Origin of the sequence: Mesorhizobium sp. M7A.F.Ca.US.005.03.2.1, from assembly GCF_003997795.1 — a bacterium.
In the GTDB taxonomy this organism is placed as follows: domain Bacteria; phylum Pseudomonadota; class Alphaproteobacteria; order Rhizobiales; family Rhizobiaceae; genus Mesorhizobium; species Mesorhizobium ciceri.
This window is the reverse complement of record NZ_RZRP01000024.1, coordinates 1-20,218: the sequence shown is the minus strand read 5'-3', so window position 1 is coordinate 20,218 and position 20,218 is coordinate 1. Positions and strand designations below refer to the sequence as shown.

The following is a 20,218-nucleotide window of genomic DNA, read 5'->3' as shown; positions in this document are numbered from 1 at the left end:
GTTGAGCGTCGTCGTCGCGTCAAGGTGGGCGAACGAGGTCGCCGGCGCCGGATCGGTCAAGTCGTCGGCGGGCACGTAAATGGCCTGCACGGAGGTGATCGAGCCCTTGGTGGTGGTGGTGATGCGTTCCTGCAGCGCGCCCATGTCGGTGGCGAGCGTCGGCTGATAGCCCACGGCCGAAGGAATACGGCCGAGCAGAGCCGACACTTCCGAGCCAGCCTGCGTGAAGCGGAAGATGTTGTCGACGAAGAACAACACGTCCTGGCCCTGGTCGCGGAAATACTCCGCAACCGTCAGGCCAGTCAGGCCGACGCGGGCGCGCGCGCCCGGCGGCTCGTTCATCTGGCCGTAGACGAGCGCGGCCTTGGAGCCTTCGCCGCCGCCCTTCTTGTTGACGCCGGATTCGATGAACTCGTGATAGAGATCGTTGCCTTCGCGGGTGCGCTCGCCGACGCCGGCGAACACCGAATAGCCGCCATGCGCCTTGGCGATGTTGTTGATCAGTTCCTGGATCAGCACGGTCTTGCCGACGCCGGCGCCGCCGAACAGGCCGATCTTGCCGCCCTTGGCGTAGGGAGCCAAGAGGTCGAGCACCTTGATGCCGGTGATCAGGATCTGTGCTTCCGTCGACTGCTCGACATAGGTCGGAGCCGGCTGGTGGATGGAGCGCATTTCGATCGCGTCGACCGGGCCTTCTTCGTCGACCGGCTCGCCGATGACGTTGATGATGCGGCCGAGCATGCCCGGGCCGACCGGCACGGTGATCGGCGCGCCGGTGTCACGCACTTCCTGGCCGCGAACCAGACCTTCGGTCGAGTCCATGGCGATGCAGCGCACGGTGTTTTCACCCAGGTGCTGGGCGACTTCGAGCACCAGACGGTTGCCGACATTGGTCGTCTCGAGCGCGTTCAGGATCGCCGGCAGGTGATCGCCGAACTGCACGTCGACGACGGCGCCGATGACCTGGCGGACCTTGCCGACAACGCCGGTTGCCTTGCTGGCCACTGCCGATGTCTTGGCAGCTGCGGTCTTCGCCGGTGCTGCTGCCTTGGCCGGGGCCGCCTTCGCGGCTGCTGCTGGAGCCTTTGCCGCCTTCGCGGGGGCTGCTGCCTTCGCGGCTGCGGCCTTGGGGGCTGCCTTCTGGGGGGTCGCTGCTTTCGCCATCGTCTTTACCCTTTTCGTCCTTTGTTTCTCACGCGGTCCGGTCGCGGGCAAAAAACCCGCGGACCGCGCCTAGAGCGCCTCGGCGCCCGAAATGATTTCGATCAGTTCCTTGGTGATCTGCGCCTGCCGCTGGCGGTTATAGGTGATCGACAGTTTGTTGATCATCTCGCCGGCGTTGCGCGTCGCATTGTCCATGGCGCTCATCTTGGCGCCCATCTCGCCGGCCGCGTTTTCGAGCAGTGCCCGGAAAAGCTGCACCGAGATGTTGCGCGGAATGAGATCGGATAGGATTTCGCCCGGCTCCGGTTCGTATTCATAGACAGCGTTGCCGCCATCCGTCACTTCCGCCTGAGCCGAAGCAACGCCCGCCGGAATGATCTGCTGCGCGGTCGGGATTTGGCTGATCACCGACTTGAACTGCGAATAGAACAGCGTGCAGATGTCGAAGCCGCCCTCGTTGAAGAGATGGATGACCCTCTTGGCGATGGCATCGGCATTGACGAAACCGAGTGTCTTGACCTCGCGCAGATCGACGCGATCGATGATCAGCGACGCGTAGTCGCGGCGCAGGATGTCGAAACCCTTCTTGCCGACGCAGATGATCTTGACCTGCTTGCCGTCGGCCAAAAGCTTGCGGATGTGGTCGCGGGCAAGACGGGCGATCTGCGAATTGAAGCCGCCGCACAGGCCGCGCTCGGCGGTGCAGACGACGAGCAGATGCACATCATCCTTGCCGGTGCCGGTCATCAGCGCCGGGGCATCGCCACCGCCGCCGATCGCCTGGGTGATGTTCGCCAGCACGGAACCCATGCGCTCCGAATAGGGGCGCGCCGCTTCCGCAGCCTCTTGCGCACGGCGCAGCTTCGCCGCAGCGACCATCTGCATCGCCTTGGTGATCTTCTGCGTCGCCTTGACCGAGGCGATACGGTTACGAAGGTCTTTTAATGAAGGCATGCTTCAAACCTGATCCCGTCTTGTCGCTTCGCTCAGGCGAAGGTCTTGGCGAAAGCGTCGATCTCGGCCTTCAGCTTGGCGCGCAGATCGTCCGACAGTGCCTTTTCCTTGCGGATGGCGTCGAGAACGTCCTTGCCGGCCGCACGCATGTGGCTGAGCAGGCCATGCTCGAACTTGCCGACCTGGTTGACCGGCAGCTTGTCGAGATAACCGTTGACGCCGGCGAAGATCACCGCGACCTGCTCTTCCGTCTTCAGCGGCGAGAACTGCGGCTGCTTCAGGAGTTCGGTCAGGCGCGATCCGCGGTTGAGCAGGCGCTGCGTGGCAGCGTCGAGATCCGAGCCGAACTGCGCGAAGGCCGCCATTTCGCGGTACTGCGCGAGCTCGCCCTTGATCGAGCCGGCAACCTGCTTCATCGCCTTGATCTGCGCGGCCGAGCCGACGCGCGACACCGATAGACCGACGTTCACCGCAGGACGGATGCCCTGGAAGAACAGGTTGGTTTCGAGGAAGATCTGGCCGTCGGTGATCGAGATCACGTTGGTCGGGATGTAGGCCGACACGTCGTTGGCCTGCGTCTCGATGATCGGCAGAGCGGTCAGCGACCCGCCGCCCAGATCGTCGTTGAGCTTGGCGGCGCGCTCGAGCAGGCGCGAGTGCAGGTAGAACACGTCGCCCGGATAGGCTTCGCGGCCCGGCGGGCGGCGCAGCAGCAGCGACATCTGGCGATAGGCGACGGCCTGCTTCGACAGATCGTCATAGCTGATCAGCGCGTGCATGCCGTTGTCGCGGAAATATTCACCCATGGTGCAGCCGGCGAACGGCGCCAGGAACTGCATCGGCGCCGGGTCGGAAGCGGTGGCGGCGATGATGATCGAGTATTCGAGCGCGCCGCGCTCTTCCAGCACCTTGACGAACTGCGCGACGGTCGAGCGCTTCTGGCCGACGGCGACGTAGACGCAGTAGAGCTTTTCCTTCTCGGGGCCGTTGTCGTGCACCGACTTCTGGTTGAGCATCGTGTCGAGGATGATGGCGGTCTTGCCGGTCTGGCGATCGCCGATGACCAGCTCGCGCTGGCCGCGGCCGACCGGGATCAGCGCATCGATGGCCTTGAGACCGGTCGACATCGGCTCGTTCACCGACTTGCGCGGAATGATGCCGGGCGCCTTGACGTCGACGCGCTTGCGCTCGACTGCCTTGATCGGACCCTTGCCATCGATCGGATTGCCGAGCGCATCGACGACGCGGCCGAGCAGGCCTGGGCCGACGGGAACGTCGACGATGGCGCCGGTGCGCTTGACGATGTCGCCTTCCTTGATGTCGCGGTCGGCGCCGAAGATGACGACGCCGACATTGTCGGCTTCGAGGTTGAGCGCCATGCCGCGGATGCCGCCGGGGAATTCGACCATCTCGCCGGCCTGGACATTGTCGAGGCCGTAGACACGAGCGATACCGTCACCGACGGACAGCACCTGTCCAACTTCGGAGACCTCGGCCTCCTTGCCGAAATTCTTGATCTGGTCTTTCAGAATTGCGGAAATTTCCGCGGCGCGGATGTCCATCAGCCGACCTCTTTCAGTGCAAGCTTGAGCGAATTGAGTTTGGTTTTGAGCGACGTATCGATCTGGCGCGAGCCCATCTTGACCACCAGCCCGCCGAGCAGCGACGGATCGACGGTGACGGAGATAGCCACATCCTTGCCGGCAACGCTCTTCAGCGCCGCCTTGAGTTCGGTCTGCTGGACAGCCGTCAGCGCGTGAGCCGACGTCACTTCAGCAGCGGTCTCGCCACGGTGTTCGGCTGATATCTGGCGGAACGCCCTGATCATGCCGGGAATGGCGAACAGCCGGCGGTTGCGGGCGACGACACGCAGGAAATTTCCGGTAAGGCCGGTGATCCCGGCCTTGTCGGCGATCGCCGCGATGGCCTTCGCCTGGTCCTCGCTGGAGAACACCGGGCTGTTGATCAGCCGGGTGAGATCAGCGCTGCCCGCGAGCATGATTTCGAAACTGTTGAGGTCGGCTTCGACCTTGGCCACGGAATTTGCCTGCAGGGCGAGTTCGAACAGCGAACCCGCATAGCGTTCTGCGACACCTGAGATTGGCGATGACGATTGAGCCACGGACCGTCTTTTCTCTTGTCTGACAGGCCGTAGATTGTTGGCGCGAGCAAAAACTCTGGCTAAATCTTTGACCTTACTGCATTTTTTCGAGCACGGAGGCGCGGCTTCCGCTATCCCCGGCCGAAAGTCGATTGCCGTCTAGCACAGGCATTTTAAGACCGCAATGCGTCGTTCCGCATGGTTTTCAGGCACTATTGTCGCATCCGGCGAAAGTCGCCCGTCTTCCATCGCGGAATACCCAACGATTCAGGGCAGAAAGCCGAAGGCGAAGGCGAGCGGCAACGCCGCCAGGACCAATTCCAGCACAATGGAAACCCAATTGAAAGGCGTGTTGGCGCCATCAGACATCATCGACAGCAGCCGGCCGAAGGCAGTGAACAGCCAGGAGAAGCCAAGCGCCATGTAGATCAGCGGCTGCGCCAGCAGGATACAGCACAGGCCGACACCGAGATAAAAGCCCGACATCCTGCCGCGCCCCTCGGCGATCGCCGCAGCCTTCTCTGGCTTGACCTGCAGGCGCAGGGCACGAAAGGCGAGACCCGGCGCCAGGAAGAACAAAAGCCCGAGCAGCACCGTGAAGACGGCGCTCGACCACGCCAGCCATTCGCCCTGGCTCGTCGGCCATGGAAGCGCAAAATCCATCTTGTCCCCTCGAAATGCCTGTTTTGAAATTCCGGGCATTCTAACGGAGGAAAGCCCCCGCGCCAGATGGGTCCAGGTACTTTAGGCAGCGCGCATCAACCGAGCGCGAATTCCACAGCCGCCTCGGCATGGATGCGCGTCGTGTCGAAGACCGGGATGTCGAAATCCTGCTGGCCGATGAGCATGGTGATCTCGGTGCAGCCCATGATGACGCTGTCGGCCGCCTCTTCGCGGCGCAGGCGTTCGGTCTCGGCGATATAGGCCGCCTTTGAAGTCTCCTTGACCATGCCCTGGCACAACTCGTCGTAGATGACGCGATGGACCATGTCGCGCCCGGCCGCACCCGGCACCACCGGGTCCAAGCCAAATCTGTCAGCGAGCCGGCCTTTGTAGAAATCCTGCTCCATGGTGAAGCGCGTCGCCAGCAGCGCCGGACGCTGCATTCCGGCACGCTTGACCGCCACTGCGGTGGCATCGGCGATGTGGATCAGCGGGATCGACACCGACGCCTGCACCTGATCGGCCAGTTTGTGCATGGTGTTGGTGCACAAAAGCAGACCTTCCGCGCCGCCGGTCTCAAGCTTGCGCGCCGCTTCTACGAGGAGCACGCCGGCACCGTCCCAATCGCCGTGATGCTGCCGCTCGGCGATTTCGGCAAAGTCGAACGACCACAGAAGCAGTTTCGCGGAATGCAGCCCACCCAGCCGTTCGCGCACGATCTCGTTGAGCAGGCGATAGTAGATGGCGGTCGATTCCCAGCTCATGCCGCCGAGCAGGCCAAGGGTCTTCATATGAGTTTCCACATCTCGCTGGCTTGCGGGCAACCTATCGCTGAAAGCGCAACCTTACAAAAAACTCTGCGGGTCGACGTCGACCTGCACCCGGACCGAGCCGCGTTGCTTCGGCCCGTTGGCCAGCATGGCCCTGATGAAACCTTGCATGTCGGCGCGCCGTTCGCCCTGGATCAGCAGCCGGAAGCGGTGGCGGCCGCCGAGCAGTGACAGTGGCGCCTCGGCTGGCCCCAGCACGAACAGATCTGACGCCTCGGGTGCGGCGCGGCGCAGGCCACGTGCGTGGCCCTCGGCTTCCGCTCGTGTCACCGCACTGACGATGACACCCGCGAGCCGGCCGAAGGGCGGCAGGGCAGCCCGTTCGCGCTCGGCGATCTCACGTTCGTAAAATGCCTCGGCGTCGCCCGAGACGATCGCCCGCATCACCGGGTGGTCGGGCTGAAAGGTCTGCAGCAGTCCCAGGCTCTTCTTGCCGGTGCGGCCGGCGCGGCCGGTGACCTGGCTAAGCAGCTGGAAGGTGCGCTCGGCGGCACGCGGATCGCCATTGGCAAGGCCGAGATCGGCATCGACGACGCCGACAAGGGTCATGTTCGGGAAATTGTGGCCCTTGGCAACGAGCTGCGTGCCGATGACGATGTCGGCCTCGCCATCGGCGATCGCCTCCAGTTCCAGCCGCAGCCGCCGCACGCCGCCCATCAGGTCGGACGACAGGACGATGGTGCGCGCGTCGGGAAAATGCGTAACGACCTCTTCGGCGATGCGCTCGACACCCGGCCCGCAGGCGACCAGATGATCCAGCGTGCCGCATTCCGGGCAGGCTTCGGGGCGGCGCTCATTGTGGCCGCAATGATGGCAGACGAGTTGCCCGCGAAACCGGTGCTCGACCAGCCAGGCCGAGCAGACCGGGCAGCCGAAGCGATGGCCGCAGACCCGGCACAGCGTCAGTGGCGCATAGCCGCGCCGGTTGAGGAACAGCAGCGATTGCTCCTGCCTCTCCAGCGTCTGGCGCATCTGGTCGAGCAGAACCGGCGACAGGAAACCGCCACGCGCCGGCGGCGCACGCCGCATGTCGACCGCCTTCAGATGCGGAAGTGCTGCCTCGGCGAAGCGAGCGGAAAGCACCGCCCTGTTATATTTACCTTGGCTGGCATTGACCCGGCTTTCGACCGACGGCGTCGCCGACGCCAGCACCACGGGGAAGCTGCCGATATGGCCGCGCACCACCGCCATGTCGCGCGCATTGTAGAAGACGCGGTCCTCCTGCTTGTAGGCAGGGTCGTGCTCCTCGTCGACGACGATAAGGCCGATCTCCTTGAACGGCAGGAACAGCGCCGAGCGCGCGCCGGCGACGACCCGCACGCCGCCTTCCGCCACTTGCCGCCAGACTTTTTCGCGCATCCGCGGCGGCAGGTCGGAATGCCATTCGCCCGGCTTGGCGCCGAAGCGCTGCTGGAAGCGCTCGAGAAAGGCATGCGTCAGCGCGATTTCCGGCAGCAGGATCAGAACCTGCCTGCCCTGGTCGAGCGCAGCCGCCACCGCCTCGAAATAGACCTCGGTCTTACCCGAACCGGTGACGCCGTCGAGCAACGCGACGTTGAACACGCCGGCTGCGACATTGGCGCGCAGCATCTGCGCCGCGGCGCCCTGGTCCGGCATCAGTTCCGGAATAGCGTAGCCGGGATCGGGCGCGGCCACCACCGGGCGCGGCGGGATCATCACGGTCTCGAACACGCCTTGCGCCCTCAGGCCGTCGATCACCGTCGAGGACACGCCGGCGGCGTGAGCGAGGCCGGAGCGCGTCCAGGCAAGGCCGCCTTCGGCCGTCTCCAGCACGCGCTGCCTGGCGCCCGTCATCCGGTCAGGTGCGAGAAGCGTGCGCTGCAACCCCTCGATCCACGGTTCGGGGTCGAAAGCCTCCGGCGCCCGAAGCAGCATGCGCGCCACCATGCCCGGCGGCGACAGCGTGTACTGCGCCACCCAGTTGACGAAACGGCGCATCGCGCGGTCGATCGGCGGGCAATCGAAGACCTGTTCGATGGGGCGCAGCTTTTTCGCGTCGACCTTCTCGACCGCGCCATCCCAGACGATGCCGGCGACCTGGCGCGGCCCGAGCGGCACACGCACGATCGAGCCCGGCACCACGCGCATGCCGGCCGGCACGGCGTAGGTGTAGGGGCGTTCGGCGGGCATCGGCACCAGCACCGGTGCGGCTGCGACAAAGGGCGAATCTTCGATCATGAGGCGTGACCTTGCCCTGACTTTGGTCTAGATCAAAGGCCGACCCCAAATGTGCATGGCATGCACATGAAAATCTTCAGGAGACCCGCCATGAAATTTTTTGTCGACACCGCCGACGTCAAGGATATCCGTGAGCTGAACGATCTGGGGCTGCTCGACGGCGTCACCACCAATCCGTCGCTGATCCTCAAATCCGGCGGCAAGATCGCCGAGGTCACCAAACAGATTTGCGACATCGTCAAGGGTCCGGTCTCGGCTGAAGTCACCGCCACCGAATATTCCGAGATGATGCAGCAGGCCAAGGTTCTGGCCAAGATCGCCGACAATGTCTGCATCAAGGTGCCGCTGACGCTGGACGGTCTCAAGGCTTGCAAGACGATCCGCACCGAGATGAACCGCCTGGTCAACGTCACCCTGTGCTTTTCGGCCAACCAGGCGCTGCTTGCGGCCAAGGCCGGCGCCTCGTTCATCTCGCCCTTCGTCGGCCGAATCGACGACATCGGCATCGATGGCATGGAACTGATCCAGGAGATCCGGCAGATCTACGACAATTACGATTTCCAGACCGAGATCCTCGTCGCTTCCGTGCGCACCGTGAACCACGTCAAGCAGGCGGCACTGATCGGCGCCGATGTTGTGACCGCGCCGCCGGCGACCCTGAAGGCCCTGGTCAACCATCCGCTGACCGACAAGGGCCTCGCCGCCTTCCTCGCCGACTGGGCCAAGACCGGCCAATCGATTGGCTGAGATGGCGATCGGCTGAAGCCAATGCGCTTGCAGTGAAAAAAGACCGGGCAACCGGTCTTTTTTATGTGCTGCGGGTGGGGTGACTTTCCAAGTCTTTGTTTTTGCGTGCCTTGCACTAGCTCTTTTGGCTTTACTGCATCGCAGCATTGCATCCAGCTGAAATCGAGAGCGACAAGTTCAAAACAGGATATTTGATCGAGTTCACCAGATCGACACGCTGCTGAAGCATACCCTGGATATCACGCTAGAGAGATGCCCTTCGACGAACTTAAAAAACGATGACTTGGTCGAACCCTTTGTAAAGGTGCTGGCTGTAGCTTCGATGTTTTAGCTACTGGGTCGAACATGAGCCTTCTAATCTCAATCGCCTTTTCTGTTCTTGCATCAATAGGACTCGCTTTCGCAAAGGCATTTTCAATCTACGGCCTCATTCGGGACAAACGCTATTCGTGGGTGAGTTTCATAGTGATTTCGGTCGTGTGGCTTGGCGCAACGGTGCTGAGTGCCAACCGGACGTGTGGTCAATGGGGGTGTAGCTGGGGCCTTCACTTCGGTTGGATTCTTGCCCTGTTGCCTCAAGGCTTCGTGACGAATGTTGCGTTAGGTGAGAAGCTATTTGTGATTGCGTTGCTTACATATTTGGGACTGTGCGTCTATTTCTTCGGGCATGTCATTGGCTGGTTATCCTATGTGGTCGTCAGCATTGGAAAGGCCGTCACTAACCGCTAGTGTAGATGCTTAAGGTTTAGGCTGGGATAGGTGATGGAATTCACGAGCTTGACCCGCAGCTGAAGCATCCCCTGAAGCATGATCCCATAACGGCCGGGGTCGCTCAGTCCGCGCCGTCATCCTCAGGCACGGTCGCCGGCTGGCGCCGGCCCATGATGATTTCGCGTTTGCCAACATGGTTGGGTGCGCCGACCAATCCTTCCTTTTCCATACGCTCGACCAGGGATGCGGCGCGGTTGTAGCCGATGCCGAGGCGGCGCTGGATGTAGGAGGTCGAACACTTCTTGTCGCGCACCACCACCTTGACCGCCTCGTCGTAGATCGCATCGCTGTCTTCGGCTGCAACCGATCCCTTGTCGAAGACCGCGCCCTGGTCCTCGTCGATTTCTTCCTCATCCTCGTCGGCGGTCACGGTTTCCAGATATTCAGGCCGGCCCTGCGCCTTGAGATGCGCCACGACGTGCTCGACCTCCGCGTCGGAGACAAACGGCCCATGCACGCGCGAAATGCGCCCGCCACCCATCATGTGCAGCATGTCGCCCTGGCCGAGCAGCTGCTCGGCGCCCTGCTCGCCCAGGATGGTGCGGCTGTCGATCTTCGACGTCACCTGGAAGGAAATCCGGGTCGGGAAATTGGCCTTGATCGTGCCCGTGATGACGTCGACCGAGGGACGCTGCGTTGCCATGATCAGGTGGATGCCGGCAGCACGCGCCATCTGCGCCAGACGCTGGATGGCGCCTTCGATCTCCTTGCCGGCGACCATCATCAGGTCGGCCATCTCGTCGACGATGACGACGATGTAGGGCATCGGCGCCAGGTCTACTTCCTGCTGTTCGAAAAGCGGTTCGCCGGTGCCCTTTTCGAAGCCGGTCTGCACCGTCATGACGACGGTTTCGCCCTTGTCGCGGGCTTGGGCGGCGCGCTCGTTGTAGCCGTCGATGTTGCGCACACCGAGCCGCGCCATCTTGCGATACCGGTCCTCCATTTCGCGCACCGCCCATTTGAGCGCCGTGACGGCTTTCTTGGGATCCGTGACGACGGGCGTCAGAAGATGCGGGATGCCGTCATAGACAGAGAGTTCGAGCATTTTGGGATCGACCATGATCAGCCGGCATTCTTCCGGCTTCAGCCGATAGAGCAACGACAGGATCATGGTGTTGATGGCGACCGACTTGCCGGAGCCGGTGGTTCCGGCCACGAGCAGATGCGGCATCTTCGCCAGCTCGGCGATGACCGGCTCACCGCCGATCGTCTTGCCGAGACACAGCGCCAGCTTGCAGCTCGTCTTGCGGAAGCCCTCCGATTCGATCAGCTCCCGGAAATAGACGGTTTCGCGCATCTCGTTCGGGAGCTCGATGCCGATGACGTTGCGGCCGGGCACGACGGCGACGCGCGCCGAAATCGCCGACATGGAGCGGGCGATATCGTCGGCAAGCCCGATGACGCGAGAAGATTTGACGCCCGGCGCCGGTTCGAACTCATAGAGCGTGACGACCGGGCCGGGACGAACATGAATGATCTCGCCACGCACGCCGAAGTCTTCGAGCACGCTTTCCAGCAGATCCGCGTTCTGCTCGAGCCGCTCCTGCGACATGTAGAAACCTTGTCCCTCCGGTGGCTGCTGCAACAGCTCTTCCGAGGGAAGCTCGTAGGGATCGCCCGCGGTTGACAGCACCACCTTTCCAGCCCCAGGCAAGCGTGCAGAGCGGGCGCCAACGGCCTTGGCAGGGACGTTCGCATTTGGCGCGGCCGGCGCGGAAACGGCATCGCTTTTGGCGGCTGGAATTATGACAGGCTGGACCGGCGACAGCGCATTGCTCGCCGGCACGTCAGGTTGGGCGACGGCCTGGTTCGAATTGGCCGGCCAAACATCCGGCAACGGCTTCAAGGCCTGGCCCGGCAGGCAGTCGATGACACGAAACAAGGCGGTGGCATCGGTCCCTGTCGTCGGGCGGATGTCGATCGGCATGGTGGTGACTGGCGCTGCGGCGAGCGGCGCAGGCGACGCTGAACCGGTTTGCCGGGCCGACGGCGAAACGTCGACCAGATAGGGTGCCATAGCCTCGAAGAAGGCATGATCCGAAAGATAGGGCCAGCGCTGCCTTTCGGTTTTGGTCGGGGCGCCCGGAGCAACGGACGCACGCGCGGATGCCCGTCCCGTTGCGACCGTCCTCGGCGGCACCGGCGCAACGGCTGGCACCCTCTCCCTGGCGCGCACGGACGGGACAAAAGCAGCAGCCGGCGGCAGTGGCCCTTGCGTGGCCTGCCCAGTCTGCGGCTGGGAGGCAGGGCTTTTCACCGACGCCGGCAATGCCAGGAGCGAGGGCGCGGAGGACGCCCTGCCGACCATGGGTTGCGCAACGGCTTGCTGTGCCGGGCGCGTCGCGCCGTGTTCGACGACACGCTCGTGCTGCGGATGATGCTTCCTGGCCTCATAATCCGGCGTGCGTGTAAAACGCACGTTGGGTGCAAGGAAGAAATATTCCTGCCAGGCAGGGCTCTCGATATCGCCGATTTTCGAAGGCGTGTCGTCGGAGCCACTCCGCGGCTCCATATAGGGCCGCTTGTTGCCGCCGAGATCGACCACCGGCGCGGAATAGCCGGCCTGGCGTGTGGCGGGCTGCCGGCCGGCCGTTTCCTTGCGAGCCGGACGATCAAGGTCGCTTGCCGCGGAAGAACTTCGCTGACCACCCCTGTCGCCGATGCTCTCGGAGCGCTTCCCCTCGGGATCATCAGGCGATGCGGCCGTCGACAAATTGACCCGGGAAAAACGCTTGGCTTCCATTCTCAAGACTCACTCTGAAATGTCTGCCGAGCAATAGGGAGCGAGTGGTTAACAGTTGCTTCCCGGATGGGTCGCCGACGATCCTGAGCGCCAAAATCTTCGTGGCAGTCTGCGAGCGACGTGGCACGATCGTCGCCTCGCCGCACCCACCGCTGTGGCGCGATCTACTCGCTGTGCTATAGCAGGCCGATGGGTCTCTTCGGACAATCTCTGTTCAGAATCTGGCTCTGTTCGGGAATCTGGTCATGATCCCACGATCATCCCGTCATGCCTGGGGCGCCAGACCGTTTTCGTGAAGCAGATGAGGTGCGCTAGCCGGTCTTGCCGTGCCGGACAAGGTCCTGGGCAATGGACAGCTGCAGCGCTTCCGCCAACTCTCGCGCCGCGCGATTCTCGGCGTCGATCTGCGCCCGGTATGCGGCGAATTCCTGACGCGGCCTGTCGAAGGACGAGGTGATCGAACGCTTGCCGGATGCGATCACCACGCCGGTCTTCGCATCGGCCAGCGTATAGCTGCCGGTCAGCGTCACGGAACCGGCGGTCGGCTCGTCTTCGTCGGTTCCGACCTGCACAAGTGCCGCGGACTCGACCGCTTCGGTCACGCCGAGATTGAGCGAATAGGCCGGCGAGGCCGGCTCGCCGGCGCCTCGTCCAAACCCGAAAATGAGATTGTTGCGCACCTGTTGGCCGTAACGCGTATTGACCGGCTTGATGCCGATCAACGCCAGTTCGGCACTGGCACTGGCCTGCGAACCCGACAGTGGCGCGCTCGAATAGAGCGGCCGCACCGTGCAGGCCGAGACAAGCGCGAGCGAACCTATCAGGCCGGCAAGCGCCATGCGGCGCAGCAAATGGCTCAACTCTGTCTTTTCCCGATCAGGCAACGACATTGACGATCCTCTGCGGCACGATGATCACCTTGCGCGGAGCCTTCCCTTCGAGTGCTTTCTGCACGAAGTCGAGAGCCAATACCGCTTTTTCGACCGCACCTTGGTCCGCGTCGCGGGCAATTGTCAAATCCCCCCGCTTCTTGCCGTTGACCTGTACCGGATAGGTGACTTCGTTGTCGACGACCAGCGCCGGATCGAAGACCGGCCACGGCCGTTCGGCAACGAGATCGGTGCCGCCGAGCGTTGCCCAGCACTCCTCGGCCAGATGCGGCATGACCGGCGCGATCAGATGCACGAGAATCTCCACCGCCTGCCGGCAGGCGCCTTTCAGCGCTGCATCGGCCTTGCCTTCGGCCACCTCGTTAAGCGGCGTGGTCAGCGCGTTGGCCAGTTCGTAGATGCGGGCGATGGCGCGGTTGAAAGCGAGCTTCTCGATATCCTCTCCGACCGCCTTGAGGATCTTGTGCGCGGCCTTGGAAACCACCGCGGCCTCGCCGCTGCTGGCCGCCACGGGCTTGATGCCGGCCAGTGTTTCGGCCGCCGTCGACACCAGGCGCCAGATGCGCTGGATGAAGCGATGCGCGCCGGCGGCGCCATCGTCGGTCCACTCGACATCGCGCTCGGGAGGCGAATCCGACAGCATGAACCAGCGCGCCGTATCGGCGCCGTAGCCATCGGTGATGTCTTCCGGGCTCACCGTGTTCTTCTTCGACTTCGACATCTTTTCCAGCGGGCCGATGGAGACGGTCTCGCCGGTGGCGATCTCGATGGCGCTGCGCTTGCCGTCGACGTCCTCCAGCCGAACTTCGGTGGGCGCCAGCCAGCGGCCGTTCGATGCCGAGCCAACGCGATAGGTTTCGTGCACCACCATGCCTTGCGTGAACAGGCCCTTGAACGGCTCGGCCAGATCGACATGGCCGGCCTCGCGCATGGCGCGGGTGAAGAAGCGCGAATAGAGCAGATGCAGGATCGCGTGCTCGATCCCGCCAATATACTGGTCGACCGGCAGCCATTCGTTGGCCGCCTTGGGATCGGTCGGTTCATGTGCCCACGGCGCGGTGAAGCGGGCAAAATACCACGACGAATCGACGAACGTGTCCATCGTGTCGGTTTCGCGCCGCGCATCCCTGCCGCATTGCGGACATTTCACATGCCGCCATGTCGGATGACGGTCGAGCGGATTGCCCGGGCGGTCGAAATCGACATCGTCGGGCAGCTTCACCGGCAGGTCCGCCTTCGGCACCGGCACCACGCCGCAAGCCTCGCAATGGATCATCGGGATAGGGCAGCCCCAGTAGCGCTGGCGCGAAATGCCCCAATCGCGCAGGCGGAAATTCACCTTGCGCTCGGCCATCGGCCGGTTGCCGATCGTCTTCTGCTCCAGCAGTTTGGCGACTTCGTCGAAAGCCTGATCCGGCTTCATGCCGTTGAGAAAGCGCGAATTGATCATCACGCCGTCATCGACATAGGCTTCATCGATGATCTGGAACGTCGCCGGATTCTCGCCTTCCGGCATCACCACCGGAATCACCGGCAGGCCATATTTGTTGGCGAAGTCGAGGTCGCGCTGGTCGCCGGACGGGCAGCCGAAAATGGCGCCGGTGCCGTATTCCATCAGCACGAAATTGGCGACATAGACAGGCAGCGTCCAGTTGTCGTCAAACGGATGGACGACGCGGAGGCCGGTGTCAAAACCCTTCTTCTCAGCTGTCTCCAGCGCCGCCACCGAGGTGCCCATATGGCCGATATCCTCGATGAACTTCGCCAGTGCCGGATTGTGCGCAGCGGCCTTCTTGGCCAACGGATGATCGGCGGCGACAGCCATGAAGGAAGCGCCGAAGATGGTGTCGGGCCTTGTCGTATAGACTTCCAGCTCATGCTCGCCATCAGAGGCGTCGGCCAGAGGCCAACGGATCAGCAGGCCTTCCGAGCGGCCGATCCAGTTCTGCTGCATCAGCTTCACTTTTTCCGGCCATTCGTCGAGGCCTTCGAGCGAATCCAGCAGATCCTGGGCGAAGTCGGTGATCCTGAAGAACCACTGCGTCAGTTCGCGCTGTTCGACCAGCGCGCCCGAGCGCCAGCCGCGCCCGTCGATGACCTGCTCGTTGGCAAGCACCGTCATGTCCTCCGGATCCCAGTTGACCTTGGAGGATTTGCGCATCACCAGCCCCTTCTCGACAAAGTCGAGGAACAGCATCTGCTGGCGGTGGTAGTAATCGACGTCGCAGGTGGCGAATTCGCGCGCCCAGTCCAGCGACAGCCCCATGACCTTGAGCTGCTCGCGCATGGTGGCGATGTTCTGGTAGGTCCACTCCTTGGGGTGGACCTTGTTCTGCATCGCCGCGTTTTCGGCCGGCATGCCGAAGGCGTCCCAGCCCATCGGGTGCAGCACGTTGAAGCCCTTGGCCCGCTTGTAGCGCGCCACCACGTCGCCCATCGTGTAATTGCGGGTATGACCGATATGGATGCGCCCCGACGGATAGGGGAACATCTCCAGCACGTAGTATTTCGGGCGCGGATCGTCATTGTGCGCTTCGAACAGCTTCTTGGCGTCCCAGGCCTTCTGCCATTTGGGCTCTGACGCGCGCGGATTGTATCGTTCGGTTGCCATGGGACGTTTTTCACTTAAAAGCATGCGCGAACTGCGGGCGATGGCTCGGCAGTTCAGGGAATGTGGTCCGGGTGTTCACCATGGTTTGGCAAACCCGTCAACCATATGGGTACCGCGTCTGACAAAAACGCCGGTCAAAACAGCAGGATTTGCATATGGGTGACGCCGTTCAGCAATTTTTCGCGGTCAAGGCGAAGATCGCCGCCGCCGAACGCGAGGCCGGCCGCGAAGCCGGCGCCGTGACCCTGGTCGCGGTCTCAAAGACCTTTGATGCCGCCGACATCGGCCCGGTCATCGAAGCCGGCCAGCGCGTCTTCGGCGAGAACCGGGTGCAGGAGGCGCAAGCCAAATGGCCTGATCTGAAGGACGCATTTCCCGACATCGAACTGCATCTGATCGGCCCGCTGCAATCCAACAAGGCTAGGGAAGCGGTAGCACTGTTCGACGTCATCGAGACGGTCGATCGCGAGAAGATCGCCGCCGAACTCGCCAAGGAGATCGCCAAACAGGGCCGCGCGCCAAAACTCTATGTCCAGGTCAACACCGGCTCCGAGCCGCAGAAGGCCGGCATCGAGCCCCGCGAGGCCGTGGCCTTCGTCGCCCGCTGCCGCGACGTGCACGGCCTCGCCATCGAAGGCCTGATGTGCATCCCGCCGGCCGACGAGAACCCCGGTCCCCACTTCGCCCTGCTGGAGAAGCTTAGCAAGGAAGCCGACGTCGCCAAACTCTCGATGGGCATGTCCGGGGACTACGAAACGGCGATCGCCTTCGGTGCCACCAGCGTCCGCGTCGGTTCGGCGATCTTCGGCACTCGCTGAGACGCAACGGCCTTTGGGCCAATCCGAGAGGCTCGTTGCTCCAGGACTGGAAACGAAACGTACCGTTCCTATTTGCTTTGCGTCATCACAAACTCTCTGGAGCCGCCACCATGCGCTACAACCAGCTTGGAAATACGGGGATGTTCGTCTCCGAACTGTGCCTCGGCACCATGACCTTCGGCGCCGCCGGTCAGAATGCCCAATGGGGCCTGATCGCCAGCCTCGACCAGAAGGGCGTCAACGAGATCGTTGCCCATTCGCTTGCCGCTGGCGTCAATTTCTTCGATACGGCCGACGTCTACTCCTTTGGCGAATCCGAACGGTTGCTCGGCCAGTCGCTCAGGGATCTCAAGGTCAACAGGCAGAATGTGGTCATCGCCACCAAGACGCATGGCGCCATGGGTGAAGGCCCCAACCAGCGCGGCTCGTCACGCGGCCACATCATGGATTCGGTCGATGCCAGCTTGGAGCGGCTGCAGCTCGACCATATCGATCTCTACCAGTTGCACGGCACCGACACGGTGACGCCGATCGACGAGACGCTGCGAGCGCTCGACGATCTGGTTGCCAGCGGTAAGGTCCGCTATGTCGGCGTCTCCAACTGGGCGGCATGGCGCATCGCCAAGGCGCTCGGCATCGCCGAGCGCAAGGGCTTTGCCCGTTTCGAGACCGTGCAGTCCTACTATTCGATCGCCGGCCGCGATCTCGAGCGCGAGATCGTGCCGCTGCTCAATGAGGAGAAGCTCGGCCTGATGGTGTGGTCGCCGATGGCCGGTGGCCTGCTCTCCGGCAAATATGGTCCCGGCGCACCCGGCAATGGCGAAGGCCGCCGCGCGTCCTTCAACTTCCCGCCGGTCAATGAGGACCGCGCCTGGGCGGCCGTTGCCGTCATGCGCGACATCGCCAAAAAACATGATGTGAGCGTCGCCACGGTGGCGCTCGGCTATGTCCTGGCCAAGCCCTTCGTGATGAGCGTCATCATCGGCGCCAGCCGCATGGAGCAGCTGGAGCAGAACCTTGCCGCCACTGAGGTGAAGCTCGACACCGACGATCTGGTTCGTCTCGACGAGGTCAGCGCCCTGCCGTCCGAATATCCAGGCTGGATGCTGGAGCGCCAGGCAGCGGGCCGCCGTCCGGCGGCGTTCACGCCGAAAGCATAAATACAGCCCACGCTGACATCTCGGGAGCCGTGGCTCCGGAGATGTCAGGTCAGCCGGACGCTCTCGCCCAGAAAATCGAGAAAGGCGCGCACCCGCGCCGGCAGATGCCGGCCCTGGCCGACATAGACGGCGTGGGTCGGCTCCTCGTCACCCGGATTGAATGCCTCCAGCAGCGGCGCCAGTCTGCCGGCCGCTATGTCTTCCGCCACATGCCAGCGCGCCAGCCGGGCGATGCCCGCGCCCGCCAGTGCCATGAGCCGCATCGCCTCACCATCGCTGACCAGCGTGTTGCCGGTGATCGGAATCATGATGACGCGGCCTTCCGCGTCGAGGAACGGCCAGCCATCGAGGTGCCTGACGAAGCCGAAGCCCATGCGGTTGTGTTTGTCGAGATCGGCTGGCGTCAGCGGTATGCCGTGCGTCTCGAGGTAAGAAGGTGCTGCAACAACGACCACCGGGCTTTGCCCGAGCTTGCGCGCCACCAGCCGTGACTCACTCAATGGCCCGGCACGGATGGCAACATCGGCGCGCTCCGCCATCAGGTCGACGACGCTGTCGGTCAGCACCAGATCGACCGAAATCTCGGGGTAGCGTTCCAGGAACCGAGGCAGAAGCGGGACCAGCCGATGCACCCCGAAGGGCACGTAGCTGTTAATGCGCACACGTCCGCGCGGTGAAGCACCGGCCGCTGCCTCCTGCTCGGCTGCCGCCATGTCGGCAAGGATGCGCAGGCCGCTCTCGTAGAATGCTGTGCCTTCCGGCGTCAGTTGCAGCTTTCGCGTCGAGCGGCTGACCAGCCGCGCGCCAAGCCGGGCCTCCAGCCGCGCGATCAGCTTGCTCACCGCCGACGGCGTCATGCGCAACGCGCGTGCCGCGGAGGAGAAACTGCCTTCCTCGACGACGCGCACGAACACTTCGATCTCGCCGGAGCGATTGACGTCGGGCCTGGCCATTTATGAATCTATTTCACAGACAATATGCCCAAGGCAAGCCTGGTTCACAATGCAGGGAAGCACGATCTCAGGGGTCGGGGCGCGGGACGGCGCTCTTCGCCATCGAAGTGGAAACCGCCATGCCTCTTGCTCTCTACGCCCTCGCCGCCGGTGCCTTCGGCATCGGCGTCACCGAATTTGTTATCATGGGTCTGCTGCTCGATGTCAGCAAGGATCTCGGCGTTTCGATTTCGGCTGCCGGCCAGCTCATTTCGGGCTATGCGCTTGGCGTCGTCATCGGCGCGCCCTTGCTGACCATCGCCACCGGCAACTGGCCGCGCAAGACCGTGCTTCTGGCGCTGATGGCGATCTTCACGTTCGGCAATCTCGCCTGCGCGCTGGCGCCCGACTACTGGACGCTGATGGGCGCCCGCATCATCACCGCCTTTGCCCACGGCACTTTCTTCGGCGTCGGCTCGGTGGTCGCCACCGGCTTGGTCGCGCCCAACAGACAAGCCTCGGCGATCGCGCTGATGTTCACCGGCCTGACCATCGCCAACATCCTCGGCGTGCCCTTCGGCACCTGGCTCGGCCAGGCCTTCGGCTGGCGCGCGACCTTCTGGGCCGTGACAGTGGTCGGTGTGGCCGCCTTCGCCGTCATCCTGGCTCTGGTGCCACGCAGCCGGACGGCGCCCGAAAAGAGCGACCTGCGCGCCGATCTCGCCGTTTTGCGCCGCACCCCCGTCCTGCTCGGCCTCGCCACCACCGTGCTCGGCTATGCCGGCGTCTTCGCCGTCTTCACTTATATCGCTCCGTTGCTGACCGAGATAAGCGGCTTCAAGGAAGCAGCCGTGTCGCCGATCCTGCTCGTCTTCGGCGGCGGTCTCATCGCCGGCAATTTGCTTGGCGGCAAGGTCGCCGACCGCTGGCTTGTGCCGGCCGTGCTGGGCAGCCTCGTGGTGCTGGCCCTGGTGCTCGCAACGATGACCTTCGCCATCCACAGCCAGGTGATGGCCGTCATCTATGTCGGCCTGCTCGGTGCCGCCGCCTTTGCTACCGTGGCGCCGCTGCAGATGTGGGTGCTGGACAAGGCGCAAGGTGCCGGCCAGAGCCTCGCCTCGTCCTTCAACATCGCCGCTTTCAATCTCGGCAACGCCGCAGGCGCCTGGCTTGGCGGCGCGGTGATTGCCCAAGGGCTTGGCCTGGGTGCCCTGACCTGGGTCGCCGCCTTGCTGCCGCTCACGGCGCTCGGCGTGGCCGGACTGGCGCTGCGTCTCGATCGTACCCCGGCGCTCGGCGCACCTGCCTCCATCCGCTCGTGACTACCCTCGGCAAACCCTTCCGACACCCTTCATACCACCAGGAGTAAAAAGATGGATTATCGACGTCTCGGTGCATCGGGCTTGAAAGTGCCCGCACTCTCATTCGGCGCGGGAACCTTTGGCGGTTCCGGCCCGCTGTTCGGCGCCTGGGGCAACAGCGACGCCAGGGAAGCGCGGCGGCTGATCGACATCTGCCTGGAGGCTGGTGTCAATTTGTTCGACACGGCCGACGTCTATTCGAACGGCGCTTCTGAACAGGTGCTTGGCGACGCGATAAAAGGCCGCCGCGATGCCGTGCTGATCTCGACCAAGA

At 63.5% G+C, this 20,218-nt stretch carries 17 protein-coding genes; 6 read left to right on the top strand and 11 right to left on the bottom strand.

What is annotated here, in order from left to right; genetic code table 11:
- The 7 genes from atpD to EN991_RS02795 form a co-directional block, all read right to left on the bottom strand.
- On the bottom strand, positions 1 to 1,164 hold a 1,164-nt coding region (atpD, locus tag EN991_RS02825), incomplete at its 3' end, for a F0F1 ATP synthase subunit beta (RefSeq protein WP_164768837.1).
- A gap of 69 nt (positions 1,165 to 1,233) precedes the next feature.
- A complete protein-coding gene (locus EN991_RS02820) occupies positions 1,234 to 2,118 on the bottom strand; it encodes a F0F1 ATP synthase subunit gamma (RefSeq protein WP_127368106.1) in 885 nt (294 codons plus the stop codon).
- Between the two features lie 32 nt (positions 2,119 to 2,150).
- Positions 2,151 to 3,680 carry a F0F1 ATP synthase subunit alpha gene (gene atpA / locus EN991_RS02815; RefSeq protein ID WP_013529036.1) on the bottom strand — a complete coding sequence of 510 codons (1,530 nt, stop codon included), beginning with the start codon at positions 3,678 to 3,680 and terminating at the stop codon, positions 2,151 to 2,153.
- The gene (locus EN991_RS02810) at positions 3,680 to 4,240 is read right to left on the bottom strand and encodes a F0F1 ATP synthase subunit delta (protein ID WP_013529035.1); all 561 of its coding nucleotides are present in this window, start codon (positions 4,238 to 4,240) and stop codon (positions 3,680 to 3,682) included. The genes atpA and EN991_RS02810 overlap by 1 nt, the downstream gene beginning before the upstream one ends.
- A gap of 246 nt (positions 4,241 to 4,486) precedes the next feature.
- Positions 4,487 to 4,882, bottom strand: coding sequence for a DUF4345 family protein (locus EN991_RS02805; protein ID WP_013529034.1), 396 nt, complete (start codon positions 4,880 to 4,882; stop codon positions 4,487 to 4,489).
- A 95-nt stretch (positions 4,883 to 4,977) separates the two neighbouring features.
- Positions 4,978 to 5,673, bottom strand: coding sequence for an aspartate/glutamate racemase family protein (locus EN991_RS02800; protein WP_127368105.1), 696 nt, complete (start codon positions 5,671 to 5,673; stop codon positions 4,978 to 4,980).
- A 54-nt stretch (positions 5,674 to 5,727) separates the two neighbouring features.
- Positions 5,728 to 7,911 carry a primosomal protein N' gene (locus tag EN991_RS02795; protein ID WP_127368104.1) on the bottom strand — a complete coding sequence of 728 codons (2,184 nt, stop codon included), beginning with the start codon at positions 7,909 to 7,911 and terminating at the stop codon, positions 5,728 to 5,730.
- Positions 7,912 to 8,001: 90 nt separating this feature from the next.
- Between EN991_RS02795 and fsa the strand changes: the two genes are divergently transcribed.
- Together fsa and EN991_RS02785 are read left to right on the top strand one after the other, a co-directional pair.
- The gene (fsa, locus tag EN991_RS02790) at positions 8,002 to 8,658 is read left to right on the top strand and encodes a fructose-6-phosphate aldolase (protein ID WP_024504222.1); all 657 of its coding nucleotides are present in this window, start codon (positions 8,002 to 8,004) and stop codon (positions 8,656 to 8,658) included.
- A gap of 345 nt (positions 8,659 to 9,003) precedes the next feature.
- Positions 9,004 to 9,387: a hypothetical protein gene (locus EN991_RS02785; RefSeq protein WP_127368103.1), complete on the top strand. Its 384-nt coding sequence runs from the start codon at positions 9,004 to 9,006 to the stop codon at positions 9,385 to 9,387.
- A gap of 103 nt (positions 9,388 to 9,490) precedes the next feature.
- Here the strand turns inward: EN991_RS02785 and EN991_RS02780 are convergent, their stop codons facing one another.
- The 3 genes from EN991_RS02780 to leuS form a co-directional block, all read right to left on the bottom strand.
- Complete coding sequence (locus tag EN991_RS02780) at positions 9,491 to 12,172, bottom strand: DNA translocase FtsK (protein ID WP_127368102.1); 2,682 nt, start codon at positions 12,170 to 12,172, stop codon at positions 9,491 to 9,493.
- A 311-nt stretch (positions 12,173 to 12,483) separates the two neighbouring features.
- Positions 12,484 to 13,062, bottom strand: coding sequence for an LPS assembly lipoprotein LptE (gene lptE / locus EN991_RS02775; protein ID WP_013529029.1), 579 nt, complete (start codon positions 13,060 to 13,062; stop codon positions 12,484 to 12,486).
- Positions 13,049 to 15,673: a leucine--tRNA ligase gene (gene leuS / locus EN991_RS02770; RefSeq protein WP_127368101.1), complete on the bottom strand. Its 2,625-nt coding sequence runs from the start codon at positions 15,671 to 15,673 to the stop codon at positions 13,049 to 13,051. Before leuS ends, lptE begins: the two co-directional genes overlap by 14 nt.
- Before the next feature lie 155 nt (positions 15,674 to 15,828).
- Here leuS and EN991_RS02765 point away from each other — a divergent pair, with 155 nt between their 5' ends.
- Both EN991_RS02765 and EN991_RS02760 read left to right on the top strand, forming a co-directional pair.
- Positions 15,829 to 16,491, top strand: a complete 663-nt coding sequence (locus EN991_RS02765; RefSeq protein WP_127368100.1) for a YggS family pyridoxal phosphate-dependent enzyme — start codon at positions 15,829 to 15,831, stop codon at positions 16,489 to 16,491.
- Positions 16,492 to 16,601: 110 nt separating this feature from the next.
- Entirely contained in the window at positions 16,602 to 17,651 is a 1,050-nt protein-coding gene (locus tag EN991_RS02760; protein WP_013529026.1) for an aldo/keto reductase, read from the top strand.
- Positions 17,652 to 17,695: 44 nt separating this feature from the next.
- On the opposite strand, the gene EN991_RS02755 is transcribed toward EN991_RS02760, so the two are convergent.
- The gene (locus tag EN991_RS02755) at positions 17,696 to 18,604 is read right to left on the bottom strand and encodes a LysR substrate-binding domain-containing protein (RefSeq protein ID WP_013529025.1); all 909 of its coding nucleotides are present in this window, start codon (positions 18,602 to 18,604) and stop codon (positions 17,696 to 17,698) included.
- A gap of 119 nt (positions 18,605 to 18,723) precedes the next feature.
- On the opposite strand from EN991_RS02755, the gene EN991_RS02750 reads away from it, so the two are divergent.
- The gene (locus EN991_RS02750) at positions 18,724 to 19,905 is read left to right on the top strand and encodes an MFS transporter (RefSeq protein ID WP_127368099.1); all 1,182 of its coding nucleotides are present in this window, start codon (positions 18,724 to 18,726) and stop codon (positions 19,903 to 19,905) included.
- Between the two features lie 51 nt (positions 19,906 to 19,956).
- Positions 19,957 to 20,218 (top strand): aldo/keto reductase (locus tag EN991_RS02745; RefSeq protein ID WP_164768834.1); only part of this gene is annotated, 262 nt, incomplete at its 3' end.